This is a genomic window from Candidatus Hydrogenedentota bacterium (assembly GCA_019637335.1).
Lineage (GTDB): Bacteria > Hydrogenedentota > Hydrogenedentia > Hydrogenedentales > JAEUWI01 > JAEUWI01.
In genome coordinates this window covers 40,893-56,561 of sequence record JAHBVV010000029.1, presented here as the reverse complement: position 1 = coordinate 56,561, position 15,669 = coordinate 40,893, and the positions used below count along the sequence as shown (strand labels likewise).

Genomic DNA, 15,669 nt, shown 5'->3' with positions numbered 1-15,669 from the left:
GAACCGACCTCCACGGGATTGTGTCGCGGGTCGTACTACGGCGATCGCGCGTTCAGACTTTCACGTTGGACTTCGCCACCAGTTCGGCGAGTTTATCTTCGTCCACTTCGATGCCGAGGCCGGGTCCCTTCGGAATCCGGACCTTGCCTCCGACCGGCGTGAACGGCTTCTTGATGATGCTGGTTCCCAGGAACTGCGGGCCATTCAGGGCGGCCGGGAACTGGAGTCCATAGGCGCCGTACAGGATCAGCGACGCCGCGAGCGAGACATCGGGATCGGTCAGGCCGCTACCGAGGAACATGAGACCGGCGTCCTCCAGAATCTCCACCTGCTGCGCCGCCGAAACAAGCCCCCCACACCGCGCGGGCTTCATGGCCACACCGTCGCAGCAGCCGAGCTTGATGAATTCCATCAGATCGCCGGGTGAGACCACGCCCTCATCCATGATAATCGGCAGGGCGCCCTGCTTCTTCAGTTCCTGGTATCCAGTGAGGCGGTTCGAGGGCAGGGGCTGCTCCAACACGGGCACGCCCAGGTCCGCGAGTTTCGGCGCCACGTCCAGGGCGGTGGCCAGGTCGTAGCCGCCGTTCGCGTCGGCCCAGAGGAAGCCGTCGGGCACGAGACGCTTGACGATGCGGCACATTTCCAGATCAAACTTGGGGTCCGGCGCGACTTTCACGTTGAAGTTCTCAAAACCGCGCTCGCGGCCAACGGCGATGAGGGGTTCGAGATCGTCCAGGGTCTTCGGGTTCAGGGTCCAGCTGAGCACGAGTTCATCCGCGGGCTTGCGGCCCCAGAGCTCGGCGATGTTGAGCCCGGCGGCCTTGCCGATGAGATCGTGCAGGGCGATGTCGATGCCGGCTTTGGTGATGGGCGCGCCCGTAGAGAAGGACGGCGCGATCTCCTGGTTCATGGCCTGGTGAATGCCCTTCAGGTCGAAGGGATTCATGCCGGTGATGACCGGTTTGAGGTAGCGCTCGATGGCCGTGACGGCGCCTTCGAGGGTTTCGTAACTCCAGCGCGGCACGGGCACGCTTTCGCCCCAGCCCACGCTGCCGTCGTCCGCGGTAATCTTGATCAGCACGGCCGGACGCCCGGTTCCCGAAGGGCCTTCGAAGAACTTGAAGCGCATCACCGTGGGATAGATGACCGGGAAGATTTCAATATTTTCGATGCGGGTTGGCTTATTCGGTTGCGCGAACACCTTCTCGCTCCACAGCATGCCGGCCGCGCCGGCCAGACCCGCGCCGAGGAAGGCGCGGCGGCTCCAGTTTCCGCTTCTTGGGCTCTTGCTCATGGGAAGATCCATTCCAGGGCCGGGGCGGCCCGGTTGTCCCTCCGGAATTCCGGGGTGTTCTGGATGACCAGCGCTGCGCGCGCCGCCTCCCCCCTTCCCCGAATATGGCTCTATGGTATACCTCGCGGCGCGCGGGCGCAAGCATCGGGTACTCTCCTGGAAACGCGCGGGGTGCGCAGGCGGAAACCGGTGCGATATCGTACAGGTCTCCTTCAGGGAGCGTTGGTTACCGAAGTGCGCCGTGAGGCCGGCGCGGGAGTAGTGGATATGGCGAAAAGAATCGGCGGGCCTTGGCGCGGGCTGGCCCTGGCGGTTGCAATGGCGGTTTGCGCAACGGCGTTCGCCGACGTTCCCGTGGTGCGCGATGGGACCCCGGCGGTTTACTTCGACCTGCGCGCGGGCGGTGACGCCGATCTGGCGGCCGCCGTCGAGGATGCGCGGGGCGCGGTGGACCGGGCGACGGGCGCCACGCTCCCGACCGAGCCAGCCCCGGGCCTGATTTCGCTCGTGATTGGCGTGGCCGGAGAGACGGATGAACTCCCCTTCGCGCATCCTTCGCTCGATCGCGAATCGTGTTATATCCGGGTGACCCGGGATGCCATCTGGCTTATCGGCGGGTCGCCGCTCGGCGCGCGCCACGGGCTTTACACGCTGCTCCACGATCTGGGCTTTCGCTGGATCATGCCGGGTCCGCTGGGCGAATGTCTGCCGGCAGGCGATTCTCTCTTCCTGGAACAGGGCGAGCGCGTTGTGGCGCCGGACTTCCGCTACCGGAAGATCGCAACCGGAAGCGGTTCACCGGAGGCCGCCGAACACCTGCGCCTTTGGGAATGGCGGAACCGGCTGCATGCCCCGCCGGTGCTGCACGGGCACAACCTCACGGCCACAATGGCACGCGTGGCGCCGTATTCCGAGCGCCCCGATCTCTATGCGCTGCTGGAGGGGGAACGCAAGGCCACCCAGATCTGCACCTCGAATCCGGAGGCGGTTACGCTGGTGATTCAGTCGGTGTCGGAGTACCTCGATGCGCACCCGGAGGTGGAATCCTATTCGCTCTGCCCGGACGACAATTTCTACTTCTGCGCGTGCGAGCACTGCCGCGCGCTGGATCCGGGCCACCGCGATCGCGGCGGTATGACGAGCGTCTCGGACCGTTACCAGGTATTCCTGAACCACGTGCTGGAGGGGCTCGCCGATCGACATCCAAACGTGCTGATCACCACCTACGCCTATAACCCCAATCACACCGATCCGCCGCGCGTGACGTCCGTGCGCCCGAACACGGCGGTATTCTGCGCGCCGAATGTGTTTTGCTCGATTCACGGCATTGGCGACACGGTTTGCGCGTCCCAGCAGGACCTGCGCGCGCTGTTGCGCGCGTGGCGGGCGCTTACCGAGCATCTCTACCTGTTCGAGTACGACCCGGAGCCTTATTGTGGCGGCTTACCCTGGCCGATGTGGCGGGCGCACGCGGGCGCCTACCCAATCTACCGGGAGATCGGCGTCCAGGGGGTTTTCCTGGCGGCGCAGGCCTCGTGGGCGTCCTATTACCTCTCGTACTACACGGCGGCCCAGTACCTGTGGGAAGCCGACCGGGATCCCGAGGCATTCTACCGGGAGACGAGCGAATCGTTCTTCGGACCCGCCGCTGGGGAAATGCGCGCCTATTACAACGCGCTCGAAGAGTCCTTTCGCGCCTACCCGGGCGCCGCGCTCTGGGGGATGGCGGAGTACTCGCGTTATTTTCCGATCGAAGCCGTGCGCCAGGCGGGCGCAATGCTGGATGAGGCGGAAACGATCACCGTGGAGCCCCCCTACCACGCGCGCATGGCCATGGTGCGGCTCTCCCACACCCTGCTTGACGCCTATCTGCGCATCCGCGCGACGGACTACCCGGATTTCGAGGCATACCGCGCCGATCTTGTGCGGTTCGAATCGGCCCTGACTGCGCTGGAAGCGATGGGGCCCGATCTGATAAACGCGCGATTCGCGCGCGCAAAGTCCGGTATTGCGCTGAGCGAGCGATTCGCGCGGGAACAGGGCTTCGTGAACCAGTGGCTGCTGTGCGGGCCCTTCGACAACCTCGGCATGGCTGGGCACGACCGGATCTATCCGCCGGAGCGCGAGCTCGATCTGACCGCGACCTACGCGGGCCTGAACGAAGGCCCGGTGCAATGGCGACCGAGCACGCTGCCCGACAATTCGGCCTATATGCGCCTCGTGGACGAATACGACGTGACGGATTGGGTGTGCGCGTACGCCGTGTGCTGGGTGCGCAACGACGGCCCGCCCCGCGCGGTGGAGTTCCGCGTCGGCAGCAATGATTCGGTGAAGGTTTTCTTGAACGGCGATATTCTCTGGGACAACAAAGTCGAGCGCGTGGCGTCCGTGGACGAGGACATTATTCCGGTCACCTTGCCAACCGGCGTCTCCAACATCCTGGTCAAGATTGGCCAGGCGGGTTACGACTGGGGCTTCTTCTTCCGGATTGCCGAGCCGGGTGGAAACACGCGCCCGGCGGGGCTTGAGATTTCGGATACGCCGCCGGTCACCCGCCGAACCACGCGCGAATGAGGGCCGCTGTCTCGGCGGGTTTCTCCTGGGGAATGAAGTGCCCCGCACCCGGCACAACCTCAACACGGGAACGCGGCAGGCGCGCGTGTTGCGCCTCGATCCAGGGGGCCGCGTAGCTCCTATCGCCCGTCACCAGAACGGCCTCGAAGGTGAGTGACTCCAGCGCCTCGTAGATATCGGGCGCGCCGCCGTGCTCGTAATACCAGGCCTCGCGGGTTCCGGGGCACTTCAAATGGCAATGGCCGTTCGCGTCGGTTCGGAAGGCGTGCGCCAGATAGGCTTCCACAGCCTCCGGGACCCAATGCTGCATGGGCGGCTTGCCGGTAAGGCGTTCGCGCGCGGCCTCGCGCGAATCGAACGTGTTCTTGCGGCGCGCCACTTTGACGGCGAGCCCGTTCTCCCCCTGAAAGAGCGCCGGATCCGCGATTACGGCGTCGATCAGGAGGGCGCGCGTGATGGTTCCCGGAGAAAGATGCTCGGCGTAGGCCACGTGCGCGCCCCCGGCCGAATGCCCGACGGCCCCAATACCCCGTGAGATTCCGAAATGGTCCAGAATGGCGAGGAGATCGTGCCCCGAAAGTTCCCACCGGCAGTCCTCCCGGCGTGGCGGCGCCTCCGAATCGCCCTGGCCCCGCGTGTCGGGGGCGATCACCCGGAAGGCGTCCTCCAGTTCGGCAACGACGGGATCCCAAATCCGGCCAAAGGTCCCGGTGCAGTGGGCAAAGAGCAGCGGCGGCCCCTCTCCGCCGTAATCCCAGGCGTTGAGGCGAATCCCGCCGTGGCCAATAACGCTTATGGCCTGCGGTTCGCGGGGCAGGGGCATGACGACACGGCCTCTCTCGGTTGGAAGGATGGGATTGAACACTACTGTATTCAGGAGCGTACCAAAAATGGAGGCGCGTGCGTCAAGAACGCGCCCGCCGGGGCTTGACGGGGATTCGCCGTTCGCCTACGATAGCGCACGCAGTTCGGCCACAACCCGCGGAGTTCTCATGCAAGCCCCCACGAAGACGCCTTCCCTTCCGCTCTCCCTGGCGCCGCTCGCGGTGCTGGTGACGCTCCTGGCTATCAACGTCGCCGTGTTTGGCGATAGCGCGACGCTGGGTCCAAACCAGATCGCCCTGCTGGCGGCGGCGCTTTTCTGCGGGCTGATCGGGCGCACGGTGCTGCGGATTCCCTACGCGTCCCTCGAGCGCGGCGCGCTCCACTCCATTGGACTTTCCATGCAGGCCAATCTGATCCTGCTTTGCGTGGGCGGGCTGATCGGGCTGTGGATCCTGGCGGGTATCGTGCCGACGCTCGTGTATTACGCGATCACGCTGATCCGGCCGTCGCTCTTTCCGCTGGCGGCCTGCCTGTCGTGTTCGCTGGTCTCGGTCGCCATCGGAAGCAGCTGGTCCACCATGGGCACGCTGGGCGTCGCCCTGATGGCCGCGGGCCAGGCCCTGGGCTACCCCCTCCCCGTGGTCGCGGGCGCGGTGATCTCCGGCGCCTATTTCGGCGACAAGCTCTCCCCGCTTTCCGACACGACGAATCTGGCGCCCGCAGTTTCCGGCACTGACTTGTTCACCCATGTGCGGCATCTGCTCTACAGCACGGTACCGGCGTACGCACTCGCCCTGATCGGTTTTGCGATTGCCGGAGCCTGGTATGGCGGCGATGCGCGCGAAGCGGACCAGATACGCGGTGCGTTGGACGTGATCGAGGCATCGTTTCACATTGGCCCACACACCTTGATCGCGCCCGCCGCCGTGCTGGCGCTGATCGTGCTGAGAATGCCCGCGCTCCCATCGCTGATCGCCGGATTGTTCCTCGGCGCGGGCGAAGCCTTGCTGTTCCAGCGACACCTCCTGTTCCCGGATAGCGATGCCGGCCTTTCCCAGGCCTACGCCACGCTGCTCAACACCGCCGTATCCGGATTCCAGAGCGCCACGGGCGACCCCATGATCGATGATCTGTTCAATAAGGGCGGCATGGCGAGCATGCTCAACACCATCTTCCTCATCCTGATGGCCATGGTCTTCGGCGGCGTGATGGAGGCGACGGGGATGCTGCACGCGCTGGCCTCGGGCATACTGCGGCTGGTGCGCGGGGCCGGGAGCCTGATCGCCGCGACCATCGGCACGTGCATGCTGTTCAATATCACCGCCTCGGAGCAGTATCTCTCCATCCTGGTGCCGGGCCGGATGTTTCGCGAGAGCTACGCGGCGCGCGGGCTCGCGCCGCAGAATCTCTCCCGGGCGCTTGAGGATGGCGGCACGGTCACCTCGGTGCTCGTACCGTGGAATACCTGCGGCGCCTTCGCGGCCACGGTGTTGGGCGTCGGCGCCTGGGCCTACCTGCCCTGGTGCTTCTTCAACCTGCTCTGCCCCGTGGTGGGGATCGCGCTGGCGTTGATGAACCTGACGATCCGGCGTGTGGAGGACGGCGGTGACGAGACTGGTGCGGACGCCTGAGGGCTACTCGTGACGCAGCGCCTCCACGGGGTCCATCGTGGCCGCGCGGACGGCCGGGTAGATGCCGAAGATGATGCCGACAATTGCGGATATGCTGAAGGCCAGGATCGGGCCGTCCGGGGTCACGATGGTGCGCATATCGGTAAAAAAGCCGATAGCAATCGGGAGGGTCACGCCAAACAGCACGCCGAGCGCGCCGCCGGTGGCGGAAAGCAGGACGGTTTCTATCAGGAACTGGGTGATGATGTCGCGGTGTTTTGCGCCGAGCGCGCGCCGGATGCCGATTTCCCGCGTGCGTTCGGTCACGCTCGCGAGCATGATGTTCATGATGCCGATGCCGCCCACCAGCAGCGAGATCGCGGCGATAGACCCGAGCAGGATGTTGAAGGTTCGGGCCGTCTCCTCCGCGGAACGAAGCAATTCGAGCGGCACCTCGATTTCGAAATCCTTTTTCTTGTGATACCGCCCGAGGATGTCCCCAATGATGAGCGCGGTCTCCTCCACGTCGTTCTGATCGTGGACCTGGATTGTGGCCTCGTGCAGCTCAACCTTTTCATTGTTGAAGCTGCCGCTGCTCCGGGTGCGGAGCACCTCGCCAAAGCGCGCGCGGGCGGTCTTGAGCGGAATATAGATGCGGTCGGTGCTGCTGGAATCCGCCGCGCGGCTTCCCTCGTTCTTGGCGAGCCCGGGGCGGGTCGATTCGACGTCCGTGACCCCGATTACCTGGTAGTAATCACTGTCGATGCGGACGCGGCCGCCAATCGGGTTTTCGAACGGGAAGAGCGCTGGCGCGACGGACGCGCTCAGGACGCACACGTTCTTTTTGGTCTCCATTTCCAGATCCGAGAAGAAGCGGCCCTCCAGTATGTTCAGGCGGCGCATCTCGGGGAACCAGGGGACGGTCCCGACGACCTCGGCATCGGCGCGGTTCGTCGCATTCCACACCCGCTTGCGTATCACGCGATTGGGCACGATAACGGAAACGCCGGGTATGGTGCCGCGAATCCGCTCGAGATCATTGTAGGTGAGCCCGTACTCGATGACGTAGCTCTGCTCGGAGCTGGTGCTTCCGGTATCCGGCGGCTTGACGCTCTTCAAGATGATGTTGTTGCTGCCGAGACGCCGGATCTGCTCCTGGGCCTCGAAGCTGGCCCCTTCGCCGACGGCGAGCATCGCAATCACCGAGCAGACGCCGAACACGATGCCCAGCACGGTGAGCAGCGAGCGCAAGCGGTGCAGCCACAGGCTCTTGAAGCCAAGGATAATGGTGCGCTTGAGCCGCGCGGGCGCCAGCGGGCTGGTGCTGTATCGTCCGGCGAGGCGGCTATCCATTGCGGATATCCTTTTCCACCAGGCCGTCGCGCAGGCGGATCACCCGCTGCGACCGGTTGCCGATTTCATCGTCGTGGGTCACCATGATGATCGTCTTGCCCTGCTGGTGGAGTTCGTCGAACAGGGTCAGGATTTCCGCCCCGGACCGGGAATCGAGGTTGCCGGTCGGCTCGTCCGCCAGCAGGACGATGGGGTCGTTCACCAGGGCGCGGGCGATCCCGACGCGCTGCTGCTGGCCGCCGGAGAGCTCGAACGGCTTGTGATCGAGCCGGTGGCCCAGGCCCACCCGCTGCGCCATTTCGACCGCGATCTCGCGGCATATCTCCTCGGGGATGCCCTGGTAATACAGCGGCACCTCGATATTCTCGACGACCGTCAACTGCTGAATCAGGTTGTAGGACTGAAAAATGAAGCCCAGGCGGCTGCCGCGGATCTCGGAGAGATCGTCGTCCTGCATCTTGGATACGTCCACGTCGCCCAGGATGTAATGGCCGGAACTCGGCCGGTCCAGGCAGCCCAGGATATTGAGCATGGTGGACTTGCCGCAGCCGGACGGCCCCATAATGGCCACGTATTCGCCCTCCAGGATGTCCAGGCTGATCCCGCCGAGCGCATCCAGCGTCTGCGTGCCCATGTGGTACGTCTTGCGGACACTCTCGAAGCGGGCGATGCTCGTCGTCGCGACCGCGGGCATTAAGTCGCCTCGGCGGCCGGCGCGGCCTCGCCCGGGGGTGATATCACGGTCTCCGGGTTCTTGTCGTTGGCATCGCCGGACTTTGGCGCGTTTGGCGCGCGCAGCGCCACAATCTCGCCGGGTTCGAGGCCCGATTTGATTTCAATGTAGGTGGTGTCAAAGGATCCGGTCTCGACAACGCGGCGTTTCAGGCCGCCGTCCGCCACATAAACCACGGACTCCCTGCCCTCCTGGAATACCGCCTGAAGGGGAACCTGAACCACGTCCTTCAGGACATCGATGACGATCTGGGCTTCGGCGCTCATGCCCGGCTTGAGCCACTCGTGGTGGCCGTCAATGAGGATCGAGGTGGAGTAGACCTTGAGATCCGGATTCATCCAGCGGTTCTGGGAATCCGGCAGCACGGCGATGCGAAGCACCTCGCCCGTGAGCTTGATATCCGGGAAGGCGTCCACCGTTACCCGGGCCTTCTGGCCGCGCATGACTCTCTTCACGTAGGATTCGTGCACCTTCACGTCCACCGTCATCTGGGTCGTGTCCGGTATGGTGATGATGACCTGGCGCTCGCGGATCTGCGCGCCTTCCTCGATGCGGTCGTTGTCGCGGTAATAGCTTCGATTCCCCTCGCCATAAACAACCAGGCCGGGCCTCGTCGCGCGGATGACGCACTTTTCGACCTGTTCCGAGAGCTCGTTGCGCTTGCGGCTCTGGAGTTCGAAACGGGCCTGGGCCGAATTCAGCTTCGCCTCGGCCTGGGCCAGTTTGGACACGGCGAGCTTTCGCGCGCGCTGCAGCTTGCGGAGGGACTCTTCATAGTCCGAAACGAGCTTTTCCGCCTGCTTCGGGAACTCGTACTTCACGTAGAGGTCCATGTCGGTCTTGGCGGATTCCATGTTAATGGACTTGCGCTTCAGGGCGAGCTGGTCGTTTTCCAGGTCGATCTTCGTCACGAAATCCTTCTCGAACAGCCGCTGGGTGCCCGAGAGGCGCGATTCGGCCAGGCCGACGTCCTCTTCCGCCAGCACGACGTCGTCTTCCAGCTTGCGCATGGCCTGGCGGGCCTCGCCATCGCCGAGACTCTCCAGGCGGGCAATGTTCCCGAAGTCGATGGGCGCCGTCTCGGCAACGGTGCTCTCCATCGCAATCTTTCCAGTTTCCGGATCGCGGATGACCGAGGCCACGGCTTCGCGGATCTCTTCCGCATCGCCGGATTCGGGGTCGGGCTCCCGCTCGCTGCCGGCCGCCGCGGCGAGGTCACTCGCGGCGACGTTCTCCACGACGCGGCGCGCAATATCCGTGGCGGTGGCGTCTCCGAGGAACTTCTTCAGATCCATCAGGGCGAACTTGCTGGCCAGTTCGGCGGTCTTCACGTCGCTCTGGTTCTGGTTGATCTGGATCCCGTACTCCTCCCGCGCTTCGGTGAAGCTCGCCAGGGCGTTCTGGTATTGGAGTTCCTGCTCGGTCAGGCGGTCCAGGAGGTCTTTGGAATCGAGTTCCACCAGGACTTTCCCCTCGGCCACGTCCTGGGGCGTCACCAGGTACCCCTCTTCAACGATGTACAGGATTTTCGTCACGCCCTGCACTTCGGACTTGAGTTGCTGCGATTCCCGGGCCTCGACGCTGCCGCCCTCGACCACGGTGATTTCCAGGTCGCCCTTGACCGCCTTGAAGGTGGTTCCGCGGGTTACCGGCGCCTCGCCCCCGCCGATGGTCCGGTAAACGACAATGATCGCCACCGCCGCCAGCAGGGCCAGGCCCGCGCGCACCGGCCAGGTGACCCGGCGTTTCGCGGCCTTCACGAGCTCAGGTTTGTTGCTGGTAGTCATCGGAGACTTCCTCCCATTGGCCATTGTCCTTGATATAGAGTATACCCATGTCAAGCCAGAATCGCAGCCGGGCCAGGGTATGGCTTATCAGCGAGGCCGTCAGCTGGTTCTGGGACTCCGTCAGGTTATTCTGCGCATCGACCTGATCCAGCGCCGATCCGCGGCCCAGATCGGCAAGCAATTCCTGCTCCTCCACGCGGCGCAGGTTCAATTCGACACTCTTCTCCGCGACCAGGTAGTTCCGGCGCGCGGATTCCAGGTTTCGCCAGGCGCTGCGGACGTCGAGCGCGATGGAATCTTCCGCGAGGCTCAAGTCCCGCCGGGATCGTTCGAGGGCGATCAGGGCGCCGCGATACGCGTTGCGCTCGGCCTTTCGGTTCAGCGGGAGATCGACATCCAGGCCCGCGTTCCAGTTGGCGCGGCGAAAATCCAGCCGCTGGAAATTGTCGTCGCCGGCGGTGCGCACGCTGGCGCCGGCGACGAGATCCACGTCGGGCAGGAGGGAATTCGCCGCGACTTCGACGATGCGCCCGGCGTCTTCCAGGCGGTCCCGCTCGGTGTCCAGATCGAGGCGCGCGGCGAAAGCGACCTGCACGGCGTCATCCACGACAATGGAGGGATGCTTGAGGCCGGTGGATCGCAGATCGTCCAGTTCGGCGCTGTCCAGCACAATAGACGCACTCGTCGGGAGACCCAGCAGGATTTTGAACTCGTCGAGCCGCTCCTGGTAGCTGCGCGCGGAATTCACCCAGCGGTTCTCCGCGTTCAGGGCGGCCGCTTCCTGGCGTCCCACGCTTGCGGGGGTGCTACGACCCTCCAGCGCGAAATCGCGTTCCCGCTCCGTGTTCCGCAGGAAGTTCTGGTAACTGTTGTAATTGTTTCGCACCGCGTCCAAGTCCTGGAGCACCCCGTAGTACGCGGAACAAACCTGAACCGCGAACTCCTGGCGGAATCGCGCGAAGCTTCGAATCCCATACAGCACGTCGCGCTCGGCCTGTGTCAGGCGTTCGGCGGCGGCCAGCGACCCCGCGCCACGAAGGAGGGGCTGGTTGATTGAACCGGTCAACACGGATGAAGTCAGGCTTGCGTGATCGCCCGACAGGAACTTCAAGAAGTTGGACGTAATCGCCAGTCCGATTCGTCCGCCGCCCTTGAGCAGCCAGTCGACGCCCGCCCCGGTCTGTCCCGACACGGAGCGCTCGCTGGCGTACCCCGGCTCGACGCCGGTGACACCGGCGACCTCGCCCGCCGCCTCGACCACGGCCGCGTAGGCGTTCAGGAGGTCCGCCGGGGTTCCGGTGACCGCCTCAATGTCCCGTATGAACTCTCTGGTAAATTCCAGAGACCGGGAAAACTCAGTCGGTTCAAGGGTATTGGAGACGCTCCGCGCGTAATCGCCGCTCGCGCCCGCCGAAAAGATTGGGGTGTAGCGGTGGCGATCCAGGGTGAGGGATAGCGCCTGCAGATAAAGCACTTCCTTCCGGTTCTGGTGGGTGCGGCTGTTGGTGAAAGCGATGAACAGCGCCTGCTCCAGGGAAAGCACCGTGGCGTCGTGCGCGGACGCTTCCGTGTCGCCCAGGGCGGGTTCCATCACGGTGACGACGGGCAGATGGTCCAGCCGGCCCGCTTCCGGGTCCGCGTCGATGGAAAATGACGGTGTCATTCCGGCGACGGCGGGTGTTTTTTCGCCGATGATGCCGTAGACTTCGCGGTCCGCCCGGTCCTTGTACTGGGTGGTTGAGCACGCGGGGAGCAGACATAGCGCCACGGCCAGCGCGCAGCGGGCGGCCGGACGAAGTTTTCGAGTTTTGCGGGGCTGAACACGGGTCAGCCGAAGATGGTCAACCATGGGAGAACGTACTTTAGTTCCAGTCCGGGACGATGCCGGATGTCGGGCTACCGTATAAGACCGCAGCCGCGGCCCTGAGGTTGCAGGCGGCGCCGATCTGTATCGATCAGGCGACCGGCCGCGTCTCGAGATTTCGATCCGCTATGCCGGCGAAGCCGCGAAATACTGCCGTATGGTAACTATATCTTTTCCAATGCCCTCTTTCAAGGCGTCCACCGAATCAAATTTCTTTTCGGGGCGAATGCGGCGCCACAGTTCCACTTCCAGCCGGCGACCCGAGAGATCGCCTTCAAAATCCAACAGGTGGGCCTCCAGCACCGGCTGCTCGTGCGGCAGGGTCGGCGCGATGCCCACATTGACCGCGGCGTCGTAGGTGGTTCCGTTGAGGGCGGCCCGCGCGGCGTAAATGCCCCGCGCAGGCAGCAAGCCCTGCGCGGGCGCGATATTCGCCGTCGGGTAGCCCAGGCCATTGCCCAGGCCGCGGCCGCGCTCCACGACGCCCGCCACGGCATAGGGGCGCCCGAGCAGGCGGCGGGCGGCGTCCATATCGCCCTCGCCTACCAGCGAGCGGATGCGCGTGCTGCTGACGCGACCGCCGTCACATTCAACGGCGGGCACCATTTCGGCTTCTATACCCAGCCGCTTGCCTTCACGGGCCAGCAAGTCGAAGTCACCCCGGGCGCCGGCGCCGAAGGAAAAGTCATGGCCGACCACGACGCGCACCGCGCCACACTGCCGGTGGATAACGGACTCCAGGAAGTCCACAGGCTCCATTCGCGCGATTGCCTCATTGAAGGGCAGTATGAAGTAGACGTCGATCCCGAGTTCTCGGAGCAAAGTTTCCTTTTGCTCGGGATCGGTGAGCAACGGAATGGGGTCGCCCTGCCCGAAGAAGACCTTGGGGTGGGGCCACAGGCTCATCAGCGCCGCGGCGCCACCGATGGCGCGGGCGCGCTCTATTACGGATTGCAGGATTCGCTGGTGGCCCAGGTGAATTCCGTCAAAACTCCCGATGGTCAACACGAGCCCCGGGTAGGCGCTCCGGCGGGTTGTCACATCGCGAATGATTTCCATCGGGTCTCGATCGGCTCCAGTCTTGAGCGCCGCCTGGATTCAGGGGGCTCCGGCAATAAACACGCGTTTCGGGTGGATCCACGAATCCATCCCCCGAGATTCCACGATGCCGAGCGCGAGCAGTTCTCCTTCGCGGTCTTTCATTTGCACCCACCCCTGGGGAACCGGGCAACCCTCCAGGAGATCGCGCGCGGAAACGGGGTTTCCATGGGCCAGGGCCGCGCGCCCGCTTTCTCCCAGAATGGCCGCCGGCAGGTCGAGCGCGTCACCCATGGCGAGCAGGTGCGCCTCCACGGCCTCCGGAGAATCCAGGGCGTCGATCGGCAGCGCATGCTCGACGCGGTGCTGGCCCACGGCCAGGCGTCGCAGCGAGGCAAGCGCGGCGCCGCAACCGAGCGCCTGACCCGCGTCATGGCACAGGCTCCGGACGTAGGTCCCGCTCGAACAGGTAATACGCACCGCCGCGTCGGGCGGGGTATAGGAAAGCACGTCAAAAGCGCTCACGTTCACCGTGCGCGGCTCGCGTTCGATGGTCTGCCCTTTTCGCGCCTTCTTGTAAAGCCGCTCCCCGCCGACCTTCACCGCGCTGACCATCGGCGGCACCTGTTGAATCGTGCCCGTGAAGGCGTCGCAGGCGGCCTGGATGGCGTCGCGGTCCAGCGGCGGCACGGGGTGCTCGGCCACCACGGCTCCATCGAGGTCGTAAGAATCGGTGACGACGCCCAGCCGCATGGTGCCTTCGTAGACCTTGCTCTTGGCGGTGAAGTGCTCGGAAAGCCGCGTGGCCGGTCCCAGGCACAGAATCAGGAGCCCCGTGGCGGCGGGATCGAGCGTGCCCGTATGCCCCACACGGCGCATCCGAGCGGCCCGGCGGATGCGGTCCACCACGTCGTGGGAGGTCATGCCGGCCGGCTTGTCCACCAGCAAGATGCCTTTCATGATTCGGGCTCCAGGAGTTCCCTTAGGCGATCGAGAAGCCGCTCGCGGGCTTCGTCCACCGGAAGTTCCAGGGTCACGCCCGCCGCGCCGGCGTGGCCGCCGCCGCCGAAGGGCTTGAGAAAGGTCGCGGCGTTGAAGTGATGGCCCGAACGCACGCTGGCCTTGGTAAGGCGCGGCTCCACGCCCGTCAGTAGAATTCCGACGACGACGCCGTCGATGTTTCGGAGGTAGTTGACCAGGCCGTTCAGGTCTTCCTTCTTGCCCCCAACTTCCTCGATGTCCTCCTGCGTCACATACGACGTGGCCACCTGGCCGCCGCAGGAAAGCTCCATACGGTCCAAAACCGTCTTCATCAAATGGATCTTCGGGCGCGAAAACATGTCGAAGACGTCGCTGCAGATGGCGGCATGGTCGATCTTCACTTCGTGAAGGCGCGCCGCGATCCGGTGGGAGCGGGCGTTCGTGTTCGCGTAGCGGTAGCCGCCGGTATCCGTAATCTGCGCGACATAGGCGCAGTACGCGGCATCGGGCGTCAGCTCGACCCCGGCGGCATCAAAGAGATCCACCATGATCTCTCCGGTCGCGGCGTAGGTGGCGTCGATATAGCCCAGATTGCCGTCCGGATGCTCTTCGAGGTGGTGATCAATGACCAGGATCTGCTGGTTCTCCCCGATCCAGTCGGCGATGGACCCCACGCGGTTTAACCGGGCCACGTCGACAATGACCGCCACGTCGAAATTCGGGATCTCGGCGTCGGGCGTGCGAATCGCGCCTGCCCCGGGAATCTCCGAGTAGATCGCGGGGACCGGGTCCGTGAGCGCACAGACAATTTCGGTCTTGCCCAGGGCTTCGAGGAGGAACTTGAGGGCGAGCACGCTACCCACGGCGTCGCCGTCGGGGCTGACATGGCTCGTTATGAGGAAGGAATTGGCGGATTTCAACGCGTCGACGACGCCGGGCAAGTCTACGTGGATCATCGGCTGCCCCTTGCGGTCCTCCTGGATTTCCTCGAAGACCTTTTCAAGCGCATACACGTGATCCAGCGTCCCGTCCGCCTTGAAGCGGATCTCGGGCGTGAAGCGGAGCCGCACGTGCTTGCCGATCTCGCGGCGGATCCAGCCGGCGGAATTCTGCAGCGCGATCAGCGAGCTCTTCCGCTCCTTTTCATCGCCGTAGAGGCTGACGTTGACCGTGGCGTAGTGCAGATCCTTCGACATCTCGACATCCATGACGGAGACGAAGCCGATCCGGGGATCCTTCAGGCCCTTGGTCAAGAGTCCGGCGATTTCGTGGCGGATCAGCTCGCCGACCCGTTTGGCGCGTCCTTTAGTACTCATAGCATTTCAATCTGGCAATCGACCACGTTCGCGCCAAGACGGCTTTCCACGAAGCGGAAGATTTCGTTCAGTTGGGTGTTGGCGTGGGCGGACTCGTTCGAAACGACCACGATACTGACGCGGGCGCGCTGCCACAGGTCGTGGTGGTCCGTCTCCGCCACGGAACAGTTGTAGCGGTTGCGCACCTGATCCTTGAGGCTCTTGACCACACGCCGCTTATCCTTCAGCGACCTGGCCCCGGGGACCAGGAGGTCTATGGTGAGCAGCCCTATCGTCACGCGGGGTTAACGC

Annotated in this window: 12 protein-coding genes; 2 read left to right on the top strand and 10 right to left on the bottom strand. The window is 64.5% G+C overall.

The window, feature by feature from the left end; translation table 11 throughout:
• Positions 1 to 52 precede the first annotated feature (52 nt).
• Positions 53 to 1,297 carry a mandelate racemase gene (locus KF886_22595; GenBank protein ID MBX3180148.1) on the bottom strand — a complete coding sequence of 415 codons (1,245 nt, stop codon included), beginning with the start codon at positions 1,295 to 1,297 and terminating at the stop codon, positions 53 to 55.
• 267 nt (positions 1,298 to 1,564) lie between these two features.
• Between KF886_22595 and KF886_22590 the strand changes: the two genes are divergently transcribed.
• The gene (locus KF886_22590) at positions 1,565 to 3,871 is read left to right on the top strand and encodes a DUF4838 domain-containing protein (GenBank protein ID MBX3180147.1); all 2,307 of its coding nucleotides are present in this window, start codon (positions 1,565 to 1,567) and stop codon (positions 3,869 to 3,871) included.
• Here KF886_22590 and KF886_22585 read toward each other — a convergent pair.
• Complete coding sequence (locus KF886_22585) at positions 3,846 to 4,694, bottom strand: alpha/beta hydrolase (GenBank protein MBX3180146.1); 849 nt, start codon at positions 4,692 to 4,694, stop codon at positions 3,846 to 3,848. The two genes, KF886_22590 and KF886_22585, sit on opposite strands and share 26 nt — an antisense overlap.
• A 169-nt stretch (positions 4,695 to 4,863) precedes the next feature.
• Here KF886_22585 and nhaC point away from each other — a divergent pair, with 169 nt between their 5' ends.
• Positions 4,864 to 6,327 (top strand): Na+/H+ antiporter NhaC, encoded by a 1,464-nt coding sequence (gene nhaC / locus KF886_22580; GenBank protein ID MBX3180145.1) that lies wholly within the window; start codon positions 4,864 to 4,866, stop codon positions 6,325 to 6,327.
• Between the two features lie 3 nt (positions 6,328 to 6,330).
• Here nhaC and KF886_22575 read toward each other — a convergent pair whose 3' ends face one another.
• The 8 genes from KF886_22575 to KF886_22540 all read right to left on the bottom strand — a co-directional run bounded on the left by KF886_22575 (position 6,331) and on the right by KF886_22540 (position 15,656).
• Positions 6,331 to 7,659 (bottom strand): ABC transporter permease, encoded by a 1,329-nt coding sequence (locus tag KF886_22575; GenBank protein MBX3180144.1) that lies wholly within the window; start codon positions 7,657 to 7,659, stop codon positions 6,331 to 6,333.
• A complete protein-coding gene (locus tag KF886_22570) occupies positions 7,652 to 8,353 on the bottom strand; it encodes an ABC transporter ATP-binding protein (protein MBX3180143.1) in 702 nt (233 codons plus the stop codon). Before KF886_22570 ends, KF886_22575 begins: the two co-directional genes overlap by 8 nt.
• A complete protein-coding gene (locus KF886_22565; GenBank protein ID MBX3180142.1) occupies positions 8,353 to 10,179 on the bottom strand; it encodes an HlyD family efflux transporter periplasmic adaptor subunit in 1,827 nt (608 codons plus the stop codon). The genes KF886_22570 and KF886_22565 overlap by 1 nt, the downstream gene beginning before the upstream one ends.
• Positions 10,157 to 12,028 carry a TolC family protein gene (locus tag KF886_22560; protein ID MBX3180141.1) on the bottom strand — a complete coding sequence of 624 codons (1,872 nt, stop codon included), beginning with the start codon at positions 12,026 to 12,028 and terminating at the stop codon, positions 10,157 to 10,159. The genes KF886_22565 and KF886_22560 overlap by 23 nt, the downstream gene beginning before the upstream one ends.
• A 141-nt stretch (positions 12,029 to 12,169) precedes the next feature.
• Positions 12,170 to 13,102 (bottom strand): bifunctional riboflavin kinase/FAD synthetase, encoded by a 933-nt coding sequence (locus tag KF886_22555; GenBank protein ID MBX3180140.1) that lies wholly within the window; start codon positions 13,100 to 13,102, stop codon positions 12,170 to 12,172.
• Positions 13,103 to 13,141: 39 nt separating this feature from the next.
• A complete protein-coding gene (gene truB / locus KF886_22550; GenBank protein MBX3180139.1) occupies positions 13,142 to 14,041 on the bottom strand; it encodes a tRNA pseudouridine(55) synthase TruB in 900 nt (299 codons plus the stop codon).
• Positions 14,038 to 15,378 carry a 30S ribosome-binding factor RbfA gene (gene rbfA / locus KF886_22545; protein MBX3180138.1) on the bottom strand — a complete coding sequence of 447 codons (1,341 nt, stop codon included), beginning with the start codon at positions 15,376 to 15,378 and terminating at the stop codon, positions 14,038 to 14,040. The genes truB and rbfA overlap by 4 nt, the downstream gene beginning before the upstream one ends.
• Positions 15,375 to 15,656 carry a DUF503 domain-containing protein gene (locus tag KF886_22540; protein ID MBX3180137.1) on the bottom strand — a complete coding sequence of 94 codons (282 nt, stop codon included), beginning with the start codon at positions 15,654 to 15,656 and terminating at the stop codon, positions 15,375 to 15,377. Before KF886_22540 ends, rbfA begins: the two co-directional genes overlap by 4 nt.
• Positions 15,657 to 15,669 lie beyond the last annotated feature (13 nt).

Coding starts and splice junctions, on each gene's coding strand:
- KF886_22570 (MBX3180143.1), bottom strand. CDS start 8,353: ATGCCCGCGGTCGCGACGACGAGCATCGCCCGCTTCGAGAGTGTCCGC.
- KF886_22590 (MBX3180147.1), top strand. CDS start 1,565: ATGGCGAAAAGAATCGGCGGGCCTTGGCGCGGGCTGGCCCTGGCGGTT.
- nhaC (MBX3180145.1), top strand. CDS start 4,864: ATGCAAGCCCCCACGAAGACGCCTTCCCTTCCGCTCTCCCTGGCGCCG.
- KF886_22585 (MBX3180146.1), bottom strand. CDS start 4,694: ATGCCCCTGCCCCGCGAACCGCAGGCCATAAGCGTTATTGGCCACGGC.
- KF886_22575 (MBX3180144.1), bottom strand. CDS start 7,659: ATGGATAGCCGCCTCGCCGGACGATACAGCACCAGCCCGCTGGCGCCC.
- KF886_22565 (MBX3180142.1), bottom strand. CDS start 10,179: ATGACTACCAGCAACAAACCTGAGCTCGTGAAGGCCGCGAAACGCCGG.
- KF886_22555 (MBX3180140.1), bottom strand. CDS start 13,102: ATGGAAATCATTCGCGATGTGACAACCCGCCGGAGCGCCTACCCGGGG.
- rbfA (MBX3180138.1), bottom strand. CDS start 15,378: ATGAGTACTAAAGGACGCGCCAAACGGGTCGGCGAGCTGATCCGCCAC.
- KF886_22560 (MBX3180141.1), bottom strand. CDS start 12,028: ATGGTTGACCATCTTCGGCTGACCCGTGTTCAGCCCCGCAAAACTCGA.
- KF886_22595 (MBX3180148.1), bottom strand. CDS start 1,297: ATGAGCAAGAGCCCAAGAAGCGGAAACTGGAGCCGCCGCGCCTTCCTC.
- truB (MBX3180139.1), bottom strand. CDS start 14,041: ATGAAAGGCATCTTGCTGGTGGACAAGCCGGCCGGCATGACCTCCCAC.